This window comes from Microcoleus sp. S13C4 (assembly GCF_036700865.1).
Classification (GTDB): Bacteria; Cyanobacteriota; Cyanobacteriia; order Cyanobacteriales; family Microcoleaceae; genus Microcoleus.
Window position 1 is genome coordinate 14,667 of sequence record NZ_JAUBPS010000038.1, and the last position, 15,837, is coordinate 30,503.

A 15,837-nucleotide genomic window follows, 5' to 3' on the forward strand; every position below is an offset into this window, starting at 1 on the left:
TTTAGTTTGGCAGGGTGAAGTCCGATGGGTAAGCACACCGTTTTCCAAATTCTACATTCCGCGCGGGTAGACTGCAAATTTTAGCCCCAGACTTTAGTCTCCGGCGCTTTACCTACTCAGTTAAATTAATCGGCAAAGACACGGTAAATGCTGTTTTACCGGGCATCGACTCTACATCAATTTTACCCTGATGTTTTTCAATTATTTTTTTGACAATATCCAGTCCCAACCCGCTGCCTTCTCCCGCAGGCTTGGTAGTAAAAAAAGGCTCAAAAATTTTCCCAATAATCTCTGATTGAATCCCCTTACCGCTGTCAATAATTTTTACCAAAACGTTGGTATCTTGTTGTACCGCGTCAATTGTTAAAGTTCCTTGATTGTCCATCGCTTGTAAGGAATTGTGAATTAAATTTGTCCAAACTTGATTGAGTTCGTCGGGATAACACAGTACCGCCGGCAATTGATATTGATAGTTTCTGACAATTTCCACACCCTGCTTGATTTGGTTTTGATAAAGGGTTAATACCGTTTCAATTCCATCCGTAATATTTACCTGTATTTTTACCCCATTTACATCGTAACGCGCATAATTTTTCAAAGCAAAGACGACTTTTGCAGCGCGTTCAGTAGCGGTAGCGATGGTTCGGGCGCTTCTGTGAATGCTAGCAAAGTCGTAGGCTGTTTTTATAATATTTTCGCTGTCAGGATCTTTGAGCAACGACAAGAATTCTTGCAGATTTCCTTGCAATCCGATATTGACTAAAATGCTAGCAAGGCTGTCAGAATTCTCAATGCCTTCCGACTCTAGTTCCTGCTTCACGCCTTTTTTCAATACCCTTTTTTCTCGAGTAGATAAAGAGTAATTTTGTTGACTAGAACTGTACATCAAACGCAAGAAATCGTGCTGGCGTTCGGCTGACAGTTCTTTAAAAAAAACTGGCAAACTTTCGAGATTGTTATCCAAAAAGCTGGTAATATTTCCAATAGACGACCGAATCGCCCCCAACGGCGTATTAATTTCGTGAGCAATGCCCGCAATCAGTTGCCCTAATGCCGCCATTTTTTCCGATTGCACTAATTGATTCTGAGTAGATTGCAGTTGGTCTAAAGTAACTGTAAGTTCATTGTTTTTCTGTTGGAGTTTTTTTCGCAACTGGCATATTGCTAAATGGGTTTCTACCCTCACTAGAACCTCTTCCACCTGAAAGGGCTTGGTAATATAATCTACCCCGCCCACAGCAAAGGCTTTGACCTTATCAAGTACGTCATTAATCGCGCTAATAAAAATCACCGGGATGTCGCAAGTCCGTTCATCAGCTTTGATTTTTTCGCACACTTCATATCCATTCATTTCGGGCATCATAATATCCAGCAAAATCAAATCGGGAGGCATACCTTTTGCCGCCGAAAGCGCTAACACGCCGCTAGGTACCGGGCGCACTTTATAGCCCTTGCTGTTCAAAATTCCGGCTAGCAGCCGCAAATTAGCTGGGGTGTCGTCCACTACTAAAATATTACCGCGATCGGTGCTAAGAATGTCGTTATTCATGTGATATTGCTTGAGATATTAACTTTAAAACTTTGTCGTACTCAAAATTTTCTATACAATTTGCGATCGCACCTGCCGTTATTGCATCCTTTAATCGAATTTGCTCTATCAAGGTATCAATTAAATCCATATCTGCATTCATTATCGCCAGCTTTAAATCAGCTACCAGTGAATCAGGCAATTTTACGAAATCAGTCGCAGTCATTGCCCGATCGCCCTCTTTGATTGCCGATAAATTAGTTTGACCCGGATCTTCATAAATATAGCGCACTCCGATATGTTTGTGCATAGCATCAAAAATATCGGCTTCTCGGAAAGGTTTCCGCATAAAAGCATCGCAACCCGCCGACAAAATAACTGCCCGTTCTTCCTCCAAAACGCTGGCAGTCAGCGCAATAATGGCAGTAGCTTGACCTTTAATAGTACCTTTAATGTATTGTGTAGCTTCGTAGCCGTCCATCACAGGCATTCTCATGTCCATCCAAATTAGATGCGGTTCCCAACTCTCCCAAATCTCAATAGCTTCTTGACCGTTAGTAGCTTCTTTTAGTTCAAAACCTAGAGGAGACAGGATCTTAATCAACAGTTGGCGATTGAGCGGTTTATCGTCTACTATCAAAATTCGATAGGTGTGTTGGTTGGGAACCAGGGCAATAACATTCCGGCTCGGTTCTGGGCTTTCAATATCAGCCGCATCCACCGCAATAACTTGAATGTAAAACTTAAAATTAGTTCCCTTACCAAGAGCCGAACAGACGCTCATTTCGCCGCCCATTAATTCCACAAATTTGCGACTAATTGGCAATCCCAAGCCGGTACCTTCTTGCGAATCTTTTCCTGTCTTGGTTTGCACGAAAGGTTCAAAAAGATCGTCTAATTCATTGGTAGCAATCCCGGGTCCAGTATCCTCGACTTCAAAATGGAGGAAAAAGGAAGAGGTATAAGCTAAATCGTCATTTGGAGTTGCAGAAATCGGTTTTTTAGACTGACTGATTAGAGATACTTTAACACCATTACTTGCTGATTTTTCGGTATTTATTGATATTTCCGAGCGATCGCTTGTTCCCTCTCCTCCCTGCTGATTTCTAACTAATGACTGCTGGCTAACTCTGACGGTTACACCCCCATCCTGGGTAAATTTAAGAGAGTTATTGAGCAGATTAATTAAAATTTGTCGCAACTTTAACTCGTCGCCTTCTACATATTGTGGCACCTCGTGACTGCGGTAAAAAACTAACTGCAAGTGCTTGTCATCTGCTTTGAGTTGAAACATATCTTCCAAGTCGTTTAGCAGGCGATAGAGATCAAATTTTTTGGGATTGAGGGTGGTACGCCCGGATTCAATTTTAGATAAATCGAGGACGTTATTAATCAGGGTGAGCAGGTGCTCTCCGCTGCTGCTAATTATGCTAATGTTTTCTTGATGTTCTGGGGATAGAGTTTGGCTGCGAGTCATCAGTTGGGAAAAGCCCAGAATTGCATTGAGAGGCGATCGCAATTCGTGGCTCATGTTAGCCAGAAAGGTGCTTTTAGCTTGATTTGCTACTTCCGCTTTGTCTTTAGCTACAGCCAATTCTGCCGTCCGCTCTTGTACTCTGTTTTCTAAAGTTTCAAAAGATTGTTGCAGTTGTTGAGCCATGCTGTTAAATGACTTGGCTAATTCCCCCAATTCGTCGGAGCGTTCGCTTTCTACTGTTTTATCCCATTCACCTTTAGCAATATTTTTTGCTGCTGTATTCAAGCGTAAAATAGGATTTGTCACCCACTCAGAAGTCAGAATGCCGATCGCCACAGCTACTCCTAAAGCTGCCAAACAAAGCAAAACCGCTGTGCGGGTATTGGCATCGATTTCGGCGGTGAAATCTGCTTCGGGAACAACTACGACAATCAGCCAGTCTAAACCTTTGCCGTCTTGGAACGGCAAGACTTTTAAAAATTGTCGCTTGTGATTTATTTCAAAGCTCAATAACTCCGATTTTTTAATTAGGTCGAATTTGTGATACTGGGCAGTTAAATATTTAGCTGTAGAGCGAGTGAAAGGGTTGCTGCTTTCTTCCACTTTAAACAATTGTTTTTTATGATCTTTGGTGCGGAAAGGTTTTTCGGTGGTAGAAGTTGCTAACAAAGTACCCTGGCGATCGATAATAAATGTTTGACCGGATTTGCCAACTTTAAGACTGTTGAGAAATCTCCCAAGATGGTCGAGACGCAAAGCAGCAAATAATACTCCTTCTAGCTGATTTTTGTCGCTGTATACGGGTTGGATAGCGCTGATGAGTAATGTCGGTTCTAGTAAGGAAACAAAAACCGAACTCCAAGTAGGCTTGCCGACTTTTACGGCTTTTGTGTACGCAGGATGTTGCCGATTATCATAGTTTTTGGCAATGGTGGTAACTTTAGTGCGATCGCCTCGCTCGTTTGTATTGTAAGAATAAAAATTTAACCCAGTAGATGTTTCTATCACATTAATCATTCGGGAGCCGTTAGACAGTTGTTCACCAGCTCTATAATCTCCCTTATCGTTGCCAACCGAGGTAAAATTGATATATGGATATAATTGTACTTGGCGCCAAAGATATTTGTCCCAAGCTGATAAGTTTTTCATCTTTAACAACCCGAGGTTGACAGCATCTAGCTTGGTTTGATTGATTTGGTGGGGAGTTGTTAGGTAAACTTGCAAGTTTTGCTCGACACGCAAACTAACCTCGCTCATTAACTGACTGGCAAGGTTATTAACTGCTTTTTGTCCGTTTCTAAAAGACAGATATCCTACGAGTCCCACGGTTCCGACGATTTGCACTACAAATGGAACTATGAGAACAGTTCGCAGCGGTAATTTGTCTAAAATTTTATAAACCATAAGATTGAGAGGTTTGGTGAACTTAGTCTAGAACCGTATTTGTACCATCGGTCTTAATAGCAGCACCATTTATTTACTGCCGCTTAGGTAGGGAGAATTGATGCGGGCTATTTTAGGTGTGGTAGATGCTCGACCCGATCGAAAATGAACCTAATCTTTGTTCGATTAAAGTCTATTATTTTACCCATTGTCGTATTATTGTTACCATTTAGGTAAAAGTTGCAGTCTCTGGCTTCGAGAACAGCCTGATATTTGATCGCGCGGGCGAGTTTAACCCGCTTGACCCATACGGTTTGGAGACTGGTCAGGAAATTTGCGATCGGCACTCGCCATTTTCCGCAAGACGTGTTATACTCAAAAAAGTCGAGGGCACGTAGCTCAGTGGATAGAGCATCAGGTTCCGGTCCTGAGGGTCGGGGGTTCAAATCCCTCCGTGCTCATTTAAATTTATAAAATGACTGGTTTTGAGAGACCGGGGACAAATTTTTATCCTCGGTCTCAATTATTTTGATTTAAGCGTCAGTGTCAAAAATCGAATCGCCACTGTAGTCGCAGATCGCGGATTTATTACGCCCCTGTTCCTTGGCACGGTAGAGTGAACGATCGGCGATCGCAATCAAGTCAGCCGATGATAGTTCCGAAATCGGAATCAAGTTACCGATACCCATACTAATAGTAACTACATCGCTCACATCAGAGGTTTTGTGAGGAATATGTAAAGCTTTAATAGCAGCGTGAATCCGTTGGGCCACCGAACTCGCTCCTTCAAGATCAGTATTAGGCAAAATGATAGCAAATTCTTCTCCGCCGTAACGCGCCACCAAATCCGCCGGACGGTACACCACCTCTTGAACAGTCTGAGCAAGTTTGAACAGACAATCATCCCCCATTTGATGACCGTAGCAATCATTATAACGTTTGAAATAATCCACATCAAACAACAAAAGAGAAATAGGTTTTTGTTCCCGGTATAGCCGCTGCCATTCATGCTCTAAGCGGTCATTAAAACAGCGGCGATTAGCAATTTGAGTCAACCCATCAATATTTACCACTTGTTCTAAGAGGTGAGTTGCGCGGGCTAGCTCTTCATTAGAGAGTGCCAGTTGTTGATTAATTTCTCTCATGCGGGTTTGGGCCTGCTGCCTTTCTGCCAATTCCTTCTGCAACTTCTGAAAAATATCCGCTTGTTTAATGGCGATCGCTAACTGATTAGCAATCTGTTTAACAAGGTCAACTTCAAATTCTTCCCATTGCCGAGGAGCCGAACATTGATGTATACATAACAACCCCCACAAATCTTGTCCATTGAGCAACGGGGCAACTAAATTAGCCCGAACCGGAAATTGTTTCCAAAGAGCGCGGTAACAGTGTTGAAGGTCAATCTTATTGATCTCTTCTACTACCTGCATTCTCCCTTCTTGATATGAATCAGCATCTTGTTCACCACACTGGTCGTTAAATTGATTTCTGCTTACCAACTTACATCCTTCGCCTACCGATTCTGAAACAAACTCGCCATATCCAAAATTACTGTCAGGATAGAACTTAAATATGCCGACGCGCTCGGCATCAAGAAACAGGCGGATCTCCTGCGAAGCAATCTCAAAAATTGTAGACAAATCAAGAGATTGACGGATGTGTTGAGTAATTTCTTGAAGTAATATCGCCTTGTCGTACTGTTTCCGCAGAGCTATTTCCGCTTGCTTTTGGGCGAGAATAGCTGCCTCTGCTGCTTTTTTTGCTTTAATAATTTCACCTTCGTACAGGATACGCTGGCGGATACAGAGCAAGATGCAATCGTTGACGAAGCTTCCTCCCTGATTCCGACGCACAGCGTTGATCAGCATAGGTATATCACTACCCTGCTTCGACCTTAATGAGAAGTAAATTTCCTCTACTTTACCGTCGAGCTTCAACAGGGGGAAGAAATGGGTTTGAAAAAAAATCCGGCTGGCCATTGGCAGAAGGAAGTCCATTTTCCGTTCCCGGAGTTCATCGGTTTCGTATCCGAGTAATTCCAGTAATGTGGCGTTGGCCATGAGGAGCGTACCATCGTCAGCAAACGAGAGGAATCCACAGGGTGACGTGTTGAGTAGCTCGTCTATCTGGTAGGTCATGTTTGCCATACAAATCAGGTAGTATGAGGTGCACTCAAATACTCCTTAATCATCTCGATCGTCTCTTGTGGATGACTCAGGTGCGGGCAATGTCCCGTAGCTTTCATCAGCCGTAGCGTACTTTTAGGTAGGTGGCGGTGGAGATAATGCCCTACCTCCGTGGGAGCTACTATGTCATCACTACATTGCAATATCAGTGAAGGTACGGAGGCCTTCGGTAAATCACTGCGATTGTCAGAGTAAAAAGTCACCTCTGCAAAGCGACTTGCAACCACCGGATCAGTGGAACAAAAACTTGCCTCAAGCTCATCACTTAACTCAGGACTCTCGTGATTCTGCATCACCATTGGCGCCATAAAGCTTGCCCAACCAATGTAATTTTTCTCCATGATATCGAGGAGATCCTCAATATCTTGGCGCTCAAACCCTCCGTAATAATTTGGTAAATCATTGATATAGCAGGGGGAAGGCCCTACGAAAATCAGGCGATTAAAGTAATTAGGAGCTTGAATAGAGGACAGAAGGCCGATCATACTGCTGACTGAATGACCCACAAAAATCACATCCGTCAACGCTAATTCTTCACAGATATCGAGGACATCCTGAACATAGCCTTTGAGGTCGCTGTACCTTTCATAACTGTAGGCACTAATATCAGACTGTCCCGAACCTACATAATCAAATAGGATGATTTTGTAGTCCTTCTCAAAGGCCGGTGTTACGAAACGCCACATATTTTGATCGCACCCAAATCCATGAGCAAACATCATCGTCTGGGTGCCTTGTCCAAACACTTTTATATTATTCCGTAAGAAAAATTTTTCAGTCATTTGAGCGACACGAGCATTAAATTAATTATAAGACTTTTGAGCGCTTTTATGAGGATTGCTCATCCCAAATAGTGGTAGACAACAATTCAGGATGTCGGATTAATTGAGTGGCAACCTCAGCACTGACAGGCTGGCTAAACATATAACCATGCCCGATTTGACAGCCGATGCTTGTAACTATTGCCATTGCGCTGGGGTTTCAATTATTTCGGCAATTGCGATCGGATTTAAGCCATGTGGGACTACAACTATGGGTTGGGCAATTCCGCGAGCCATCCGGGGAGCGCTGGCTAAATCGCGGACAAATTAGCGCTTAATTTTGAGCGACTTCACCGGAAAATTTTTCCGGTTGTCAAAAGCAGCATAGCCAGTGCCCAAATCCTCGACAAAAATCCCAATACCACGCTTCGAGCCTTGGCTCAAAATATTGTAGGTAATGTCAACATTAAGCATCATGACAGTTTCCGTAATCTGTAGGTATAGATATTTTAGCTTCATCTCGGTGCGCTCAAAAATGCGATCGCTAAGAGCGATTAAAGTCAATTGGCTAAGTTGACGAACCGACGGATTCACCGCGATATTAGGGAGAATTAGTCCTGCTGCTAGCCACTGCTGATATTGCCCACAACCTTGCTCTAAAATCAATTTGCCCCATGGCCAAATCAATCCAGTTTTTTCGGCAATGGGAATACATCGATGGCGATGAATCCAACCTAGTTCAGGAGAATACCCTCCTACTATAACTTTAACACCAGCAAGGCTACCTTTTTGCGAATCGAGCTGAGGTTTATCATACAGCAAGTATTGGCTTTCCAAGCACAATTCAAGAGATTGGCGGTGCCAGGGTATTGGATTTGGCCCAAGGTATTGTGGCTGTGTCAAAACTATAGGTATTGGGCCCGATTCCTTAACGTAATATAGGGAAATATCTGCATTCTTGAGCCAGCTATCGAAATTCATTTCATCTTGTGGATCTAGGGAGATTCCCATACTGGTGATGAGGGGTAAATGATGATTTTTGATAATAAAATTAGTTTTAATATTTTTGTAGATAAGTTTCCCATGGTTCCGCTAATCTAGGGTAGTAGAGATAGGCACGACGCGGGAATAAGCTGCTAGGCTAGAAAGATTTTCTGTTATGTTCGAGAATCGGATATAGAGAGGATTTTCTAGTTTTTGAGATGTCATTGAAATATATAGTTTAGAGGGACAACAGCTTACCCAGAGATTTTTACCAAAACCTATTTTGTGGGATTGCTATAGCAGAATGCGCTGATGCAGAAGGCAATAAAAACTCATATTTCCGCAATTAAGAACATCCCAAACCTTGTCGCGGTTGCTATAAATATTCACAAACTCCTCAAATTAAAAAAGTTGGGTTTCCTAGCTCAACCCAACCTACTTTTAACGACAAATCACTGCTAAGTCTCAAATATCCTCATCGTCTTGACCTTGCACACCCTGGAGAATCCGCGATAGCTCACTCTTCTCATTAATCGTAATCCGAGTCGGAGAACCACTGATAATCCGTTCGTAACCACGGAACGAATCTTTAATTTGTGGGCCTCTTTCAGTAATTGTGTATTCCCGAATTCCTTTGTCGTGCCAGGAACCGCGCATCTTAAACACATTAATTGCCCGTGACATTTCTCCTCGAATCTCTACATACTGCAGCATAATAATCGTGTCAGTAATAGTAGAAATATGGGAGTCCGTAATCGAATTAGAACCCATGAACTGGTCGCTTGTATTCGTAAAAAATCCGGTTATTTCTTCCTGCTTCGCAAAACCTGTCACTCCGATCACAAATTGCCTGAAAGCATTATTGCTGACACCCCTAGCTAAGGCCGACAGCGAGTCTATAGCAATTCGAGAAGGTTTGAACTCCGCAATTTCTGATTTAATAGTCTGCAAGTGGTCTTCCAAACCGGCAGATTCCGGGTAAGTGCACAGCAGCTTCAGCATTCCTTTCTGTTCCATTTCCTCAAAATCAATGCCCCAAGAATAAGCATTGCGGAACAACTGAGCCCGCGACTCTTCATAGGCAAAAAGCAGCGCCCGATTGCCGTTCATACAAGCATTCTGCAAGAACTTGCTCACCAACAGGGTTTTACCGGTTCCCGTTGCACCCGTAGCCAAAATAATCGAGTCTTTGAAGAAACCGCCACCGCACATTTCGTCGAGAGTTTTATCGCCCGAAGAAACCCGCACGTTTGAAGACTTTTGAGTTAATCGCATCGCCCCCAATGGGAAAATATTAATTCCGTCATTAGTCATAGTAAAAGGATATTCGCCCTTCATGTGAGTTGTACCGCGCAACTTCAAAATTTCCATTGTGCGGCGGCGCCGTTCCCCTTCCAAAACGTTGCGAACAATCACTACATTATCCGACACAAACTCTTCTACCCCAAACCGCGCCACCGGGCCGTATTCTTCCACCCGTTCCGTAGTCATAACTGTAGTTGCTCCTACTTGTTTGAGGCGGGCAACTAAGCGAAAAATTTCTCGGCGCACCACCGATGCAGCGTCGTACTGCTGAAATACGGCAGTCACTGAATCTATAGAAACCCGCTTGGCTTTGTATTTGCGAATGGCGTACTGAATTCGCTCTATCAAGGCTGATAAATCAAAATTTCCTACGATATCTTGACCTTCCGGGTCGGGGGAAGCGTCCAAAATAAATAGCTTGCCTTCCTCGATTAACTGTGCCAGATTCCAACCGAAACTGCAAGCATTTTTAATAATATCTGTCGGAGATTCTTCAAAAGTTACGAAAACTCCAGGTTCGTCAAAATGGGTAATTCCATTATATAGAAATTGTACGGCAAATAAAGTTTTTCCAGTTCCTGACGTGCCGCTGACTAGGGTGGTTCGGCCGAGTGGCATTCCGCCGTGACTGATGTCATCGAAACCCTCAATCATCGTGCGAATTTTTTCAACTCCTGCCGTTACCAATCCTTCTCGTTTAACCGTTTGACTAATTTCATTCATGTCGATTTTTGTCAACTCTCAGTATTCTTTAGTTGTCACTCATTAACCGCCGGTCATGAGTCTTTGTACCCAGCTTTTAGTATTGGCTCTTGTTCAATAACTAATGACTGCTGACTAATGACCCCGCCCAAAAACCGATACCGTGCCACGTACTCCTGTCGTGGAAAGATAAAAATTTTAGACTTTTGTTCAACCTCCCAGATTCATCTGTGGAGTAAATCTCAAATCTAAAATCGTTCGACTGAGCGATCGCCGAACGTTTCACGCCAAACCCAAGTCTCAAATCTAAAATTGACTGACTCTCACCTGATTATCTTATGAATTCAGGTCTTCTTCGCGAAGTTCTTCATAGAGCAAATCTAATCCTATCAGAACTTTCTCACGATCGGACAAATCGCCAATAATTTTTCGCACCGGCGGCGGCAGGATTTTGGCCAGCGTCGGGGTTGCCAATATTTTGTCCTCTTCTGCTAGCTGAGGGTTTTTGAGAACATCTATGACTTTCAGTGCGTAGACTCCTTGAAATTCTTGTTCGAGGATGTCCTTTAGGGTTTTCAAAGCTCGCACTGAGTTGGGAGTATTCCCCGCAACGTACAGCTTGAGAACATAGGTTTTCTTCAGAGGACTCATGAACTTTTTAAAATGGTGAGTATTAGTTGTCAGATGTTAGTTGTAGTTCTTATTTGTCTTAAATCCCCTGTTCTTTGTTATTTTATAATAATTTCAGCCTTTCGATGATCGCGCGGCCGTTTGTCTTGTCCTTTCTTCTTTGTTAAATTCTATCTTCTACGTTCTTCTTACTTGAATTTTGCCCCTTGCCTTCTACCTTATAACCTGAGATGCCTCTTTCGGAATCGATCGCCGATACATCTCGCACATATGAGCGATCGCGTCAATCAGGGTCAAACGGTAATCAAGCAATATTTCCTCGCTGCGCCCTTCTATTTTTAGCTGTTTAGCAAACTCGTCCATCAATTCCATGTGAATTTCTACAATTTGAGTCACGGGAACATCAGCAAAAAAAGCTAAGTTTACAAATTCATCTATTTGATTGTTGACCGCAGTATCTTGAGAAAAATAATTCAAAACGATGTCGCGATAACTCGACTTGAGTTGCTCCAAAAACTTTTGCTTCTCAGGTCCCGACAGATTTTTCAAAAAAATCTGGGAATTTCTTTTATAATACACACCTAAGTATCCTAATCGCTCCCGTAATTTTTCCGCCAGCCGCCGCTGCTGTCGGCTGAGCAAACTTTGAGCAGTCAATTGAGCTGTCGCATCGCTCCTTGCGGATTGGTAATTGACAGGAACCGGAGTTGATAGTTTCAGAAATTGTGCGATCGCCTGATCGATACCGGCAACTATTTCGCTCGATCGAGCGATTGCCAGTTGCACCTCAGCAGGGTGATAAAAAAAAGCACAACTTTCGTCTAAACTCCTGTTGGCGGTACTGGTGGCAGCCTCAAAACCATCTGAATATGGTGCTTCCGGCTTTCCATCTACCCCGGGCTGGGGCGAAAAAATCACAGCAGGCAAAAAGAGCGATCGTTCTTGCAGCTTGGCCAGAAGCGATCGCAGATCCCCATCCACCTCCAAAACTAAACAATCAAGGTGATAATTGTGCTTAAGGAACCCCAAAAACTCCACTGCCGACTTAATGTGCGTTAAAGCATAGCGTTCGCCCCTCAAAAGCTCGATCGCAGAGGCTACGATTTCCTCGGAGCGGACAAAAATACCGATAGACAGTTGGGAAAGCAAAGCTGTAGGTGCACCACCTAAGTTGCCCGAAAGTGCTGGATCGCTCAGAGTTGATATCTCCTTTATAAAAAACTTAACATTTTAACAATCATCTCAATATTTATTTTAAACAATCTTAACCGCAAAATAAGTGATGAGCTTCTAGCACCTGAAGAATGAAAATGTACTTTTTTGTTTTTGTGTCAAGCACCCTGAGCGTGATTTCTGCAATTAAGCTTAAGCCTTAAAATAATTGCTAGTCGCCTCAAATCAGGCGTAGGCATCGAACTCCCCGGTCTCGGTGCAGATACCGAGCCTGATAGCGAACTGATATAAAACAAATAAGATACAGAAATTCGCAGCTACATTGAGCATCAAAAATATTACTGCTCTCGCGAGCAGACTCTCAGGTTTGTTATGCCACTCACCAGCCCCAGTATCAAAAATTTTATCGAGCCAGTGCCGCTGTGCCTCCAAACGGCAGCGCTAGAATCCCTGCAGTCAATTTTCAGATCCTGCAACTGCGATCGAGTCGCAGTAGTCAACGAACAGCTACAGCCGCTGGGATTAGTGTATCTCCGCAGCCTGTGGGCTTATGGAGCCGATCGCACAAACGACGGGCAGCAACCTTTGTCAGAAAGCCAGATCGCGATCGAACCAGTCAGGGTATTACCCGCCGCTATGAGCGTCAATGAATTCTGGCAATACCTGCAAACAGAGGAACAGAACATCCCAGCCCTGCCACACCGCCAAACTGCGGGCATTTCATCAAACAACCCGATCGCCCTGACAGATGCCAGCGGTCAATTTTTAGGAATGCTAGACAGCCTGAGCCTGCTGCAATTCGCCGCACTCAACAGCAGCTCGCTCTGCAGCCTCACAGAGCAGGCAACAGCCGTCAAAGAAATCGAATTAAGGCCGGTTTCCGAAGCCATCGCTACGGCCCTAGACGCTCAACTACGCTTTCTAGAAGCAGGATTGAAACCCTCAGAAAACCTGAACTCCCTAGTCCAACTACTGGAAAAACTGCCCCTGCCCCTGAGATTGCAAACCCCTACCGCACAAATAGTCAGCCAAAACGCAGCGTGGCGGATTTTGCTGGGAGCAGGCCCAGAACCAGTTCCAGAACCAGCAGCAAATTTGGGTAAACACTCGCCCCGCAAACCAAGCCATTTAACCAGCGAATACCAGAGCGTGCAGTTAGAGGCCATCACCAAAGAATGCAGGAGCTTAGTAGGAGCAAGTAGATCGGGCGATTCCCTGCGGGATAGCTTCGCCGCGCGTGATTCAACAGCAGCCACCAGTTGCCCGCTGCCCTTGTACGCTGCCGCGTCCCCCTCAACCTTAACCGCTCCAGCTTGGTGCCCCACCGCCGGCAAACCAGATACCTATATTTGCGACTGCCCCGTACAAAAAGGCCAAGAACGGATCTGGCAATTTGTCAAACAACCGCTCTCAGACCAGCTAATTTTAGTAATGGGACAAGATGTCACCGAAGAACATTTAGTCGCCAAAGAACTAGCAGCGAAAAACGCAGATTTAATCCACCTCAACCGACTAAAAGACGAATTTTTATCCTGCATCAGCCACGAACTAAAAACCCCGCTCACCGCCGTGCTCGGTTTGTCCAGCCTCCTCAAAGATAAATTGATCGGAGAACTCAACGACCGCCAAACACGCTACGCCAAACTAATCCATAAAAGCGGGCGGCATTTGATGACAATAGTTAACGATATATTAGACTTGACCCGGATGGAAACCGGGCAGCTAGAACTAATTCCCGAAGCAGTCGAAATAGTATCAACCTGCCAAAGAGCCTTTGAACAAGCAAAACAACTGCAACAGCAAGAAGAAAAAAACCCTCCCGCCCCGAGCCCAACTGATGGCACAGCAAGCGCTGAACCCTCCGCCCAAATAGAATTTACACTCGAAATAGAACCGGGACTGAGCCACTTAATTGCCGACGAACTGCGGCTGCGGCAAATGCTCGTCAACCTGCTTTCCAACGCCCTAAAATTCACCGAAATTGGCGGCAAAATCGGATTGAAAGTAAATGTTTGGGAAGGCTGGATCGCATTCACAGTGTGGGACACTGGCATCGGCATCCCCGCCGACAAACAGCACCTAATCTTTCAGAAATTCCAACAGCTAGAAAGTCCTCTCACCAGGCGTTTTCAAGGAACCGGACTGGGACTGGTACTGACTCAACGCCTAGCTCGGCTCCACGGCGGGGACGTTTCGTTTATTTCCTCAGAAAACCAAGGCTCTCAATTCACCCTGCTGCTGCCACCAACTCCTCCGGGAAACAACAGTGAAGAAGTCCCGGCACCGGGAGTGACTGAGGAAGAATTATTAAAACCTCAATATCCGACTCTGACCGCCAATTCTCGCTCTCGTTTAGTATTAATAGTCGAAGCAGTTCCCAAATATATCGAAGATTTAACCAACGTCATCTCAGGTTTGGGCTACCAAGTAATAGTCGCCCGTTCCGGCACTGAAGCGCTGGAAAAAGCTCGCAGGTTCAGTCCCGAAGCGATTTTCCTCAACCCGCTGCTGCCGCTGCTGTCCGGTTGGGACGTGCTGACGCTGCTCAAGAGTGACCCGGATACCCGATCGATTCCGGCGATTGTCACAGCAACCAGAGGCGAAAAAGAACGGGCCAGTGTCAACCGAGCCGAAGGCTTTTTGAGCTTGCCTGTGGAAGAACCCGCTTTGCGGCGGCTGCTGACCGACTTGATCGGCAAAAGTAATGCTAGTAGCGCCAAAGTGAGGAGTTCTTTAACCGTGTTGTGGCTCAGCCCGCAAAACAGTTCCTCTCAAGGTTCCGCTTTACTGCTCAACCCCAACTACTGCCGCGTTTTAGAAGCAGACGACCTCGGCCAAGCAGAACTTGTGGCACGAATTTGGCGGCCCGACGCGATCGTCTTGGACGGTACAAGTCAACTGCAAAACCCATTAGCTTTTATCGAACAGTTAAGTCGATCTCGAAATTTGGGTTCTCTCCCCTTGGTGACTTTAGACCCCGCAACTACCCAACTGGCAAATCAAGTCAAAGGATTGTCGGTATTTCCCTGTTTGGCTACTCGCAGTCCCGACGACAGTGAAACTTCAGGTACCGGGTTGGTGGGCAGTGCGTTGTGGCAAGTGATTCAAGTCGCTGCTGGCATGAGTTGGAAGCCCAGCATTTTATTTGCCGACATTTCGACTTTACCCGATTTACACCGCACTGCTGGGGGGAACCCGACGGGAGAATTGGAAAATCGCGATCGATCGACAAATGCCGAGATTCCCAATTCCAAGTTTTCTACTCCCAACTTTCAAGCTTTGATTCAGTACATCCACACCGCAGGATTTCGAGGGTCGATCGCTCCTTCCTGGACAGAAGTTTTGCAGCAGTTGCAATATCAAAGCGTTGACTTAGTTTTGCTGTGCTTGCGAGATGCCCCCTCAGAATCTACTGCGATGCTACAGGCGCTGTCGAACTTGCGGCAAATGGCAGTAAAACTGCCAATTTTAGTCTGGGATTATCGGTCGGCTGTAAATTCGGAATCCGAGGCGATCGACTTTCTACTGCACGAAGTATCTGCCAAAATTTTGCCTTCTTCCTTATCGGCAGCACAATTATTAGACAAAATTCAACAGACTTTATTAACTCACTCAAGTTCCTGAAATAAATAATTTACCCGGTTTTTATTGAGGAATTAACTCGTTTTTCAAGCCGTAAAAAAACTATTGTTTATGAGGTAAAACAGA

At 44.7% G+C, this 15,837-nt stretch carries 10 protein-coding genes and 1 tRNA gene; 2 read left to right on the plus strand and 9 right to left on the minus strand.

Translation table 11 applies throughout. From position 1 onward, the window contains the following. Positions 1–112 precede the first annotated feature (112 nt). A complete protein-coding gene (locus QT996_RS16940; protein WP_333047869.1) occupies positions 113–1,549 on the minus strand; it encodes a response regulator in 1,437 nt (478 codons plus the stop codon). Further along, positions 1,542–4,409 (minus strand): ATP-binding protein, encoded by a 2,868-nt coding sequence (locus tag QT996_RS16945; RefSeq protein ID WP_333047870.1) that lies wholly within the window; start codon positions 4,407–4,409, stop codon positions 1,542–1,544. The genes QT996_RS16940 and QT996_RS16945 overlap by 8 nt, the downstream gene beginning before the upstream one ends. 367 nt (positions 4,410–4,776) lie before the next feature. Between QT996_RS16945 and QT996_RS16950 the strand changes: the two genes are divergently transcribed. Further along, positions 4,777–4,849 (plus strand) — tRNA-Arg (locus tag QT996_RS16950). 72 nt (positions 4,850–4,921) lie between these two features. On the opposite strand, the gene QT996_RS16955 is transcribed toward QT996_RS16950, so the two are convergent. From QT996_RS16955 to QT996_RS16985, 7 genes are all read right to left on the minus strand, one after another. Beyond that, the gene (locus tag QT996_RS16955; RefSeq protein WP_333047871.1) at positions 4,922–6,526 is read right to left on the minus strand and encodes a diguanylate cyclase domain-containing protein; all 1,605 of its coding nucleotides are present in this window, start codon (positions 6,524–6,526) and stop codon (positions 4,922–4,924) included. Between the two features lie 14 nt (positions 6,527–6,540). Further along, positions 6,541–7,356: an alpha/beta hydrolase gene (locus tag QT996_RS16960; protein ID WP_333047872.1), complete on the minus strand. Its 816-nt coding sequence runs from the start codon at positions 7,354–7,356 to the stop codon at positions 6,541–6,543. Positions 7,357–7,402: 46 nt separating this feature from the next. Beyond that, complete coding sequence (locus QT996_RS16965) at positions 7,403–7,543, minus strand: hypothetical protein (protein WP_333047873.1); 141 nt, start codon at positions 7,541–7,543, stop codon at positions 7,403–7,405. Positions 7,544–7,662: 119 nt separating this feature from the next. Beyond that, positions 7,663–8,316: an EAL domain-containing protein gene (locus QT996_RS16970; protein ID WP_333047874.1), complete on the minus strand. Its 654-nt coding sequence runs from the start codon at positions 8,314–8,316 to the stop codon at positions 7,663–7,665. A 468-nt stretch (positions 8,317–8,784) separates the two neighbouring features. Continuing rightward, on the minus strand, positions 8,785–10,347 hold the full coding sequence (gene kaiC, locus QT996_RS16975) for a circadian clock protein KaiC (protein WP_333047875.1): 1,563 nt from the start codon (positions 10,345–10,347) through the stop codon (positions 8,785–8,787). Positions 10,348–10,662: 315 nt separating this feature from the next. Then, complete coding sequence (gene kaiB / locus QT996_RS16980; protein ID WP_006632119.1) at positions 10,663–10,977, minus strand: circadian clock protein KaiB; 315 nt, start codon at positions 10,975–10,977, stop codon at positions 10,663–10,665. Positions 10,978–11,169: 192 nt separating this feature from the next. After that, positions 11,170–12,105 carry a circadian clock protein KaiA gene (locus QT996_RS16985; RefSeq protein WP_333047876.1) on the minus strand — a complete coding sequence of 312 codons (936 nt, stop codon included), beginning with the start codon at positions 12,103–12,105 and terminating at the stop codon, positions 11,170–11,172. A 396-nt stretch (positions 12,106–12,501) separates the two neighbouring features. Between QT996_RS16985 and QT996_RS16990 the strand changes: the two genes are divergently transcribed. Further along, entirely contained in the window at positions 12,502–15,753 is a 3,252-nt protein-coding gene (locus QT996_RS16990; protein ID WP_333047877.1) for an ATP-binding protein, read from the plus strand. Positions 15,754–15,837 lie beyond the last annotated feature (84 nt).

Coding starts and splice junctions, on each gene's coding strand:
- QT996_RS16940 (WP_333047869.1), bottom strand. CDS start 1,549: ATGAATAACGACATTCTTAGCACCGATCGCGGTAATATTTTAGTAGTG.
- QT996_RS16945 (WP_333047870.1), bottom strand. CDS start 4,409: ATGGTTTATAAAATTTTAGACAAATTACCGCTGCGAACTGTTCTCATA.
- QT996_RS16955 (WP_333047871.1), bottom strand. CDS start 6,526: ATGACCTACCAGATAGACGAGCTACTCAACACGTCACCCTGTGGATTC.
- QT996_RS16960 (WP_333047872.1), bottom strand. CDS start 7,356: ATGACTGAAAAATTTTTCTTACGGAATAATATAAAAGTGTTTGGACAA.
- QT996_RS16965 (WP_333047873.1), bottom strand. CDS start 7,543: ATGGCAATAGTTACAAGCATCGGCTGTCAAATCGGGCATGGTTATATG.
- QT996_RS16970 (WP_333047874.1), bottom strand. CDS start 8,316: ATGAATTTCGATAGCTGGCTCAAGAATGCAGATATTTCCCTATATTAC.
- kaiC (WP_333047875.1), bottom strand. CDS start 10,347: ATGAATGAAATTAGTCAAACGGTTAAACGAGAAGGATTGGTAACGGCA.
- kaiB (WP_006632119.1), bottom strand. CDS start 10,977: ATGAGTCCTCTGAAGAAAACCTATGTTCTCAAGCTGTACGTTGCGGGG.
- QT996_RS16990 (WP_333047877.1), top strand. CDS start 12,502: ATGCCACTCACCAGCCCCAGTATCAAAAATTTTATCGAGCCAGTGCCG.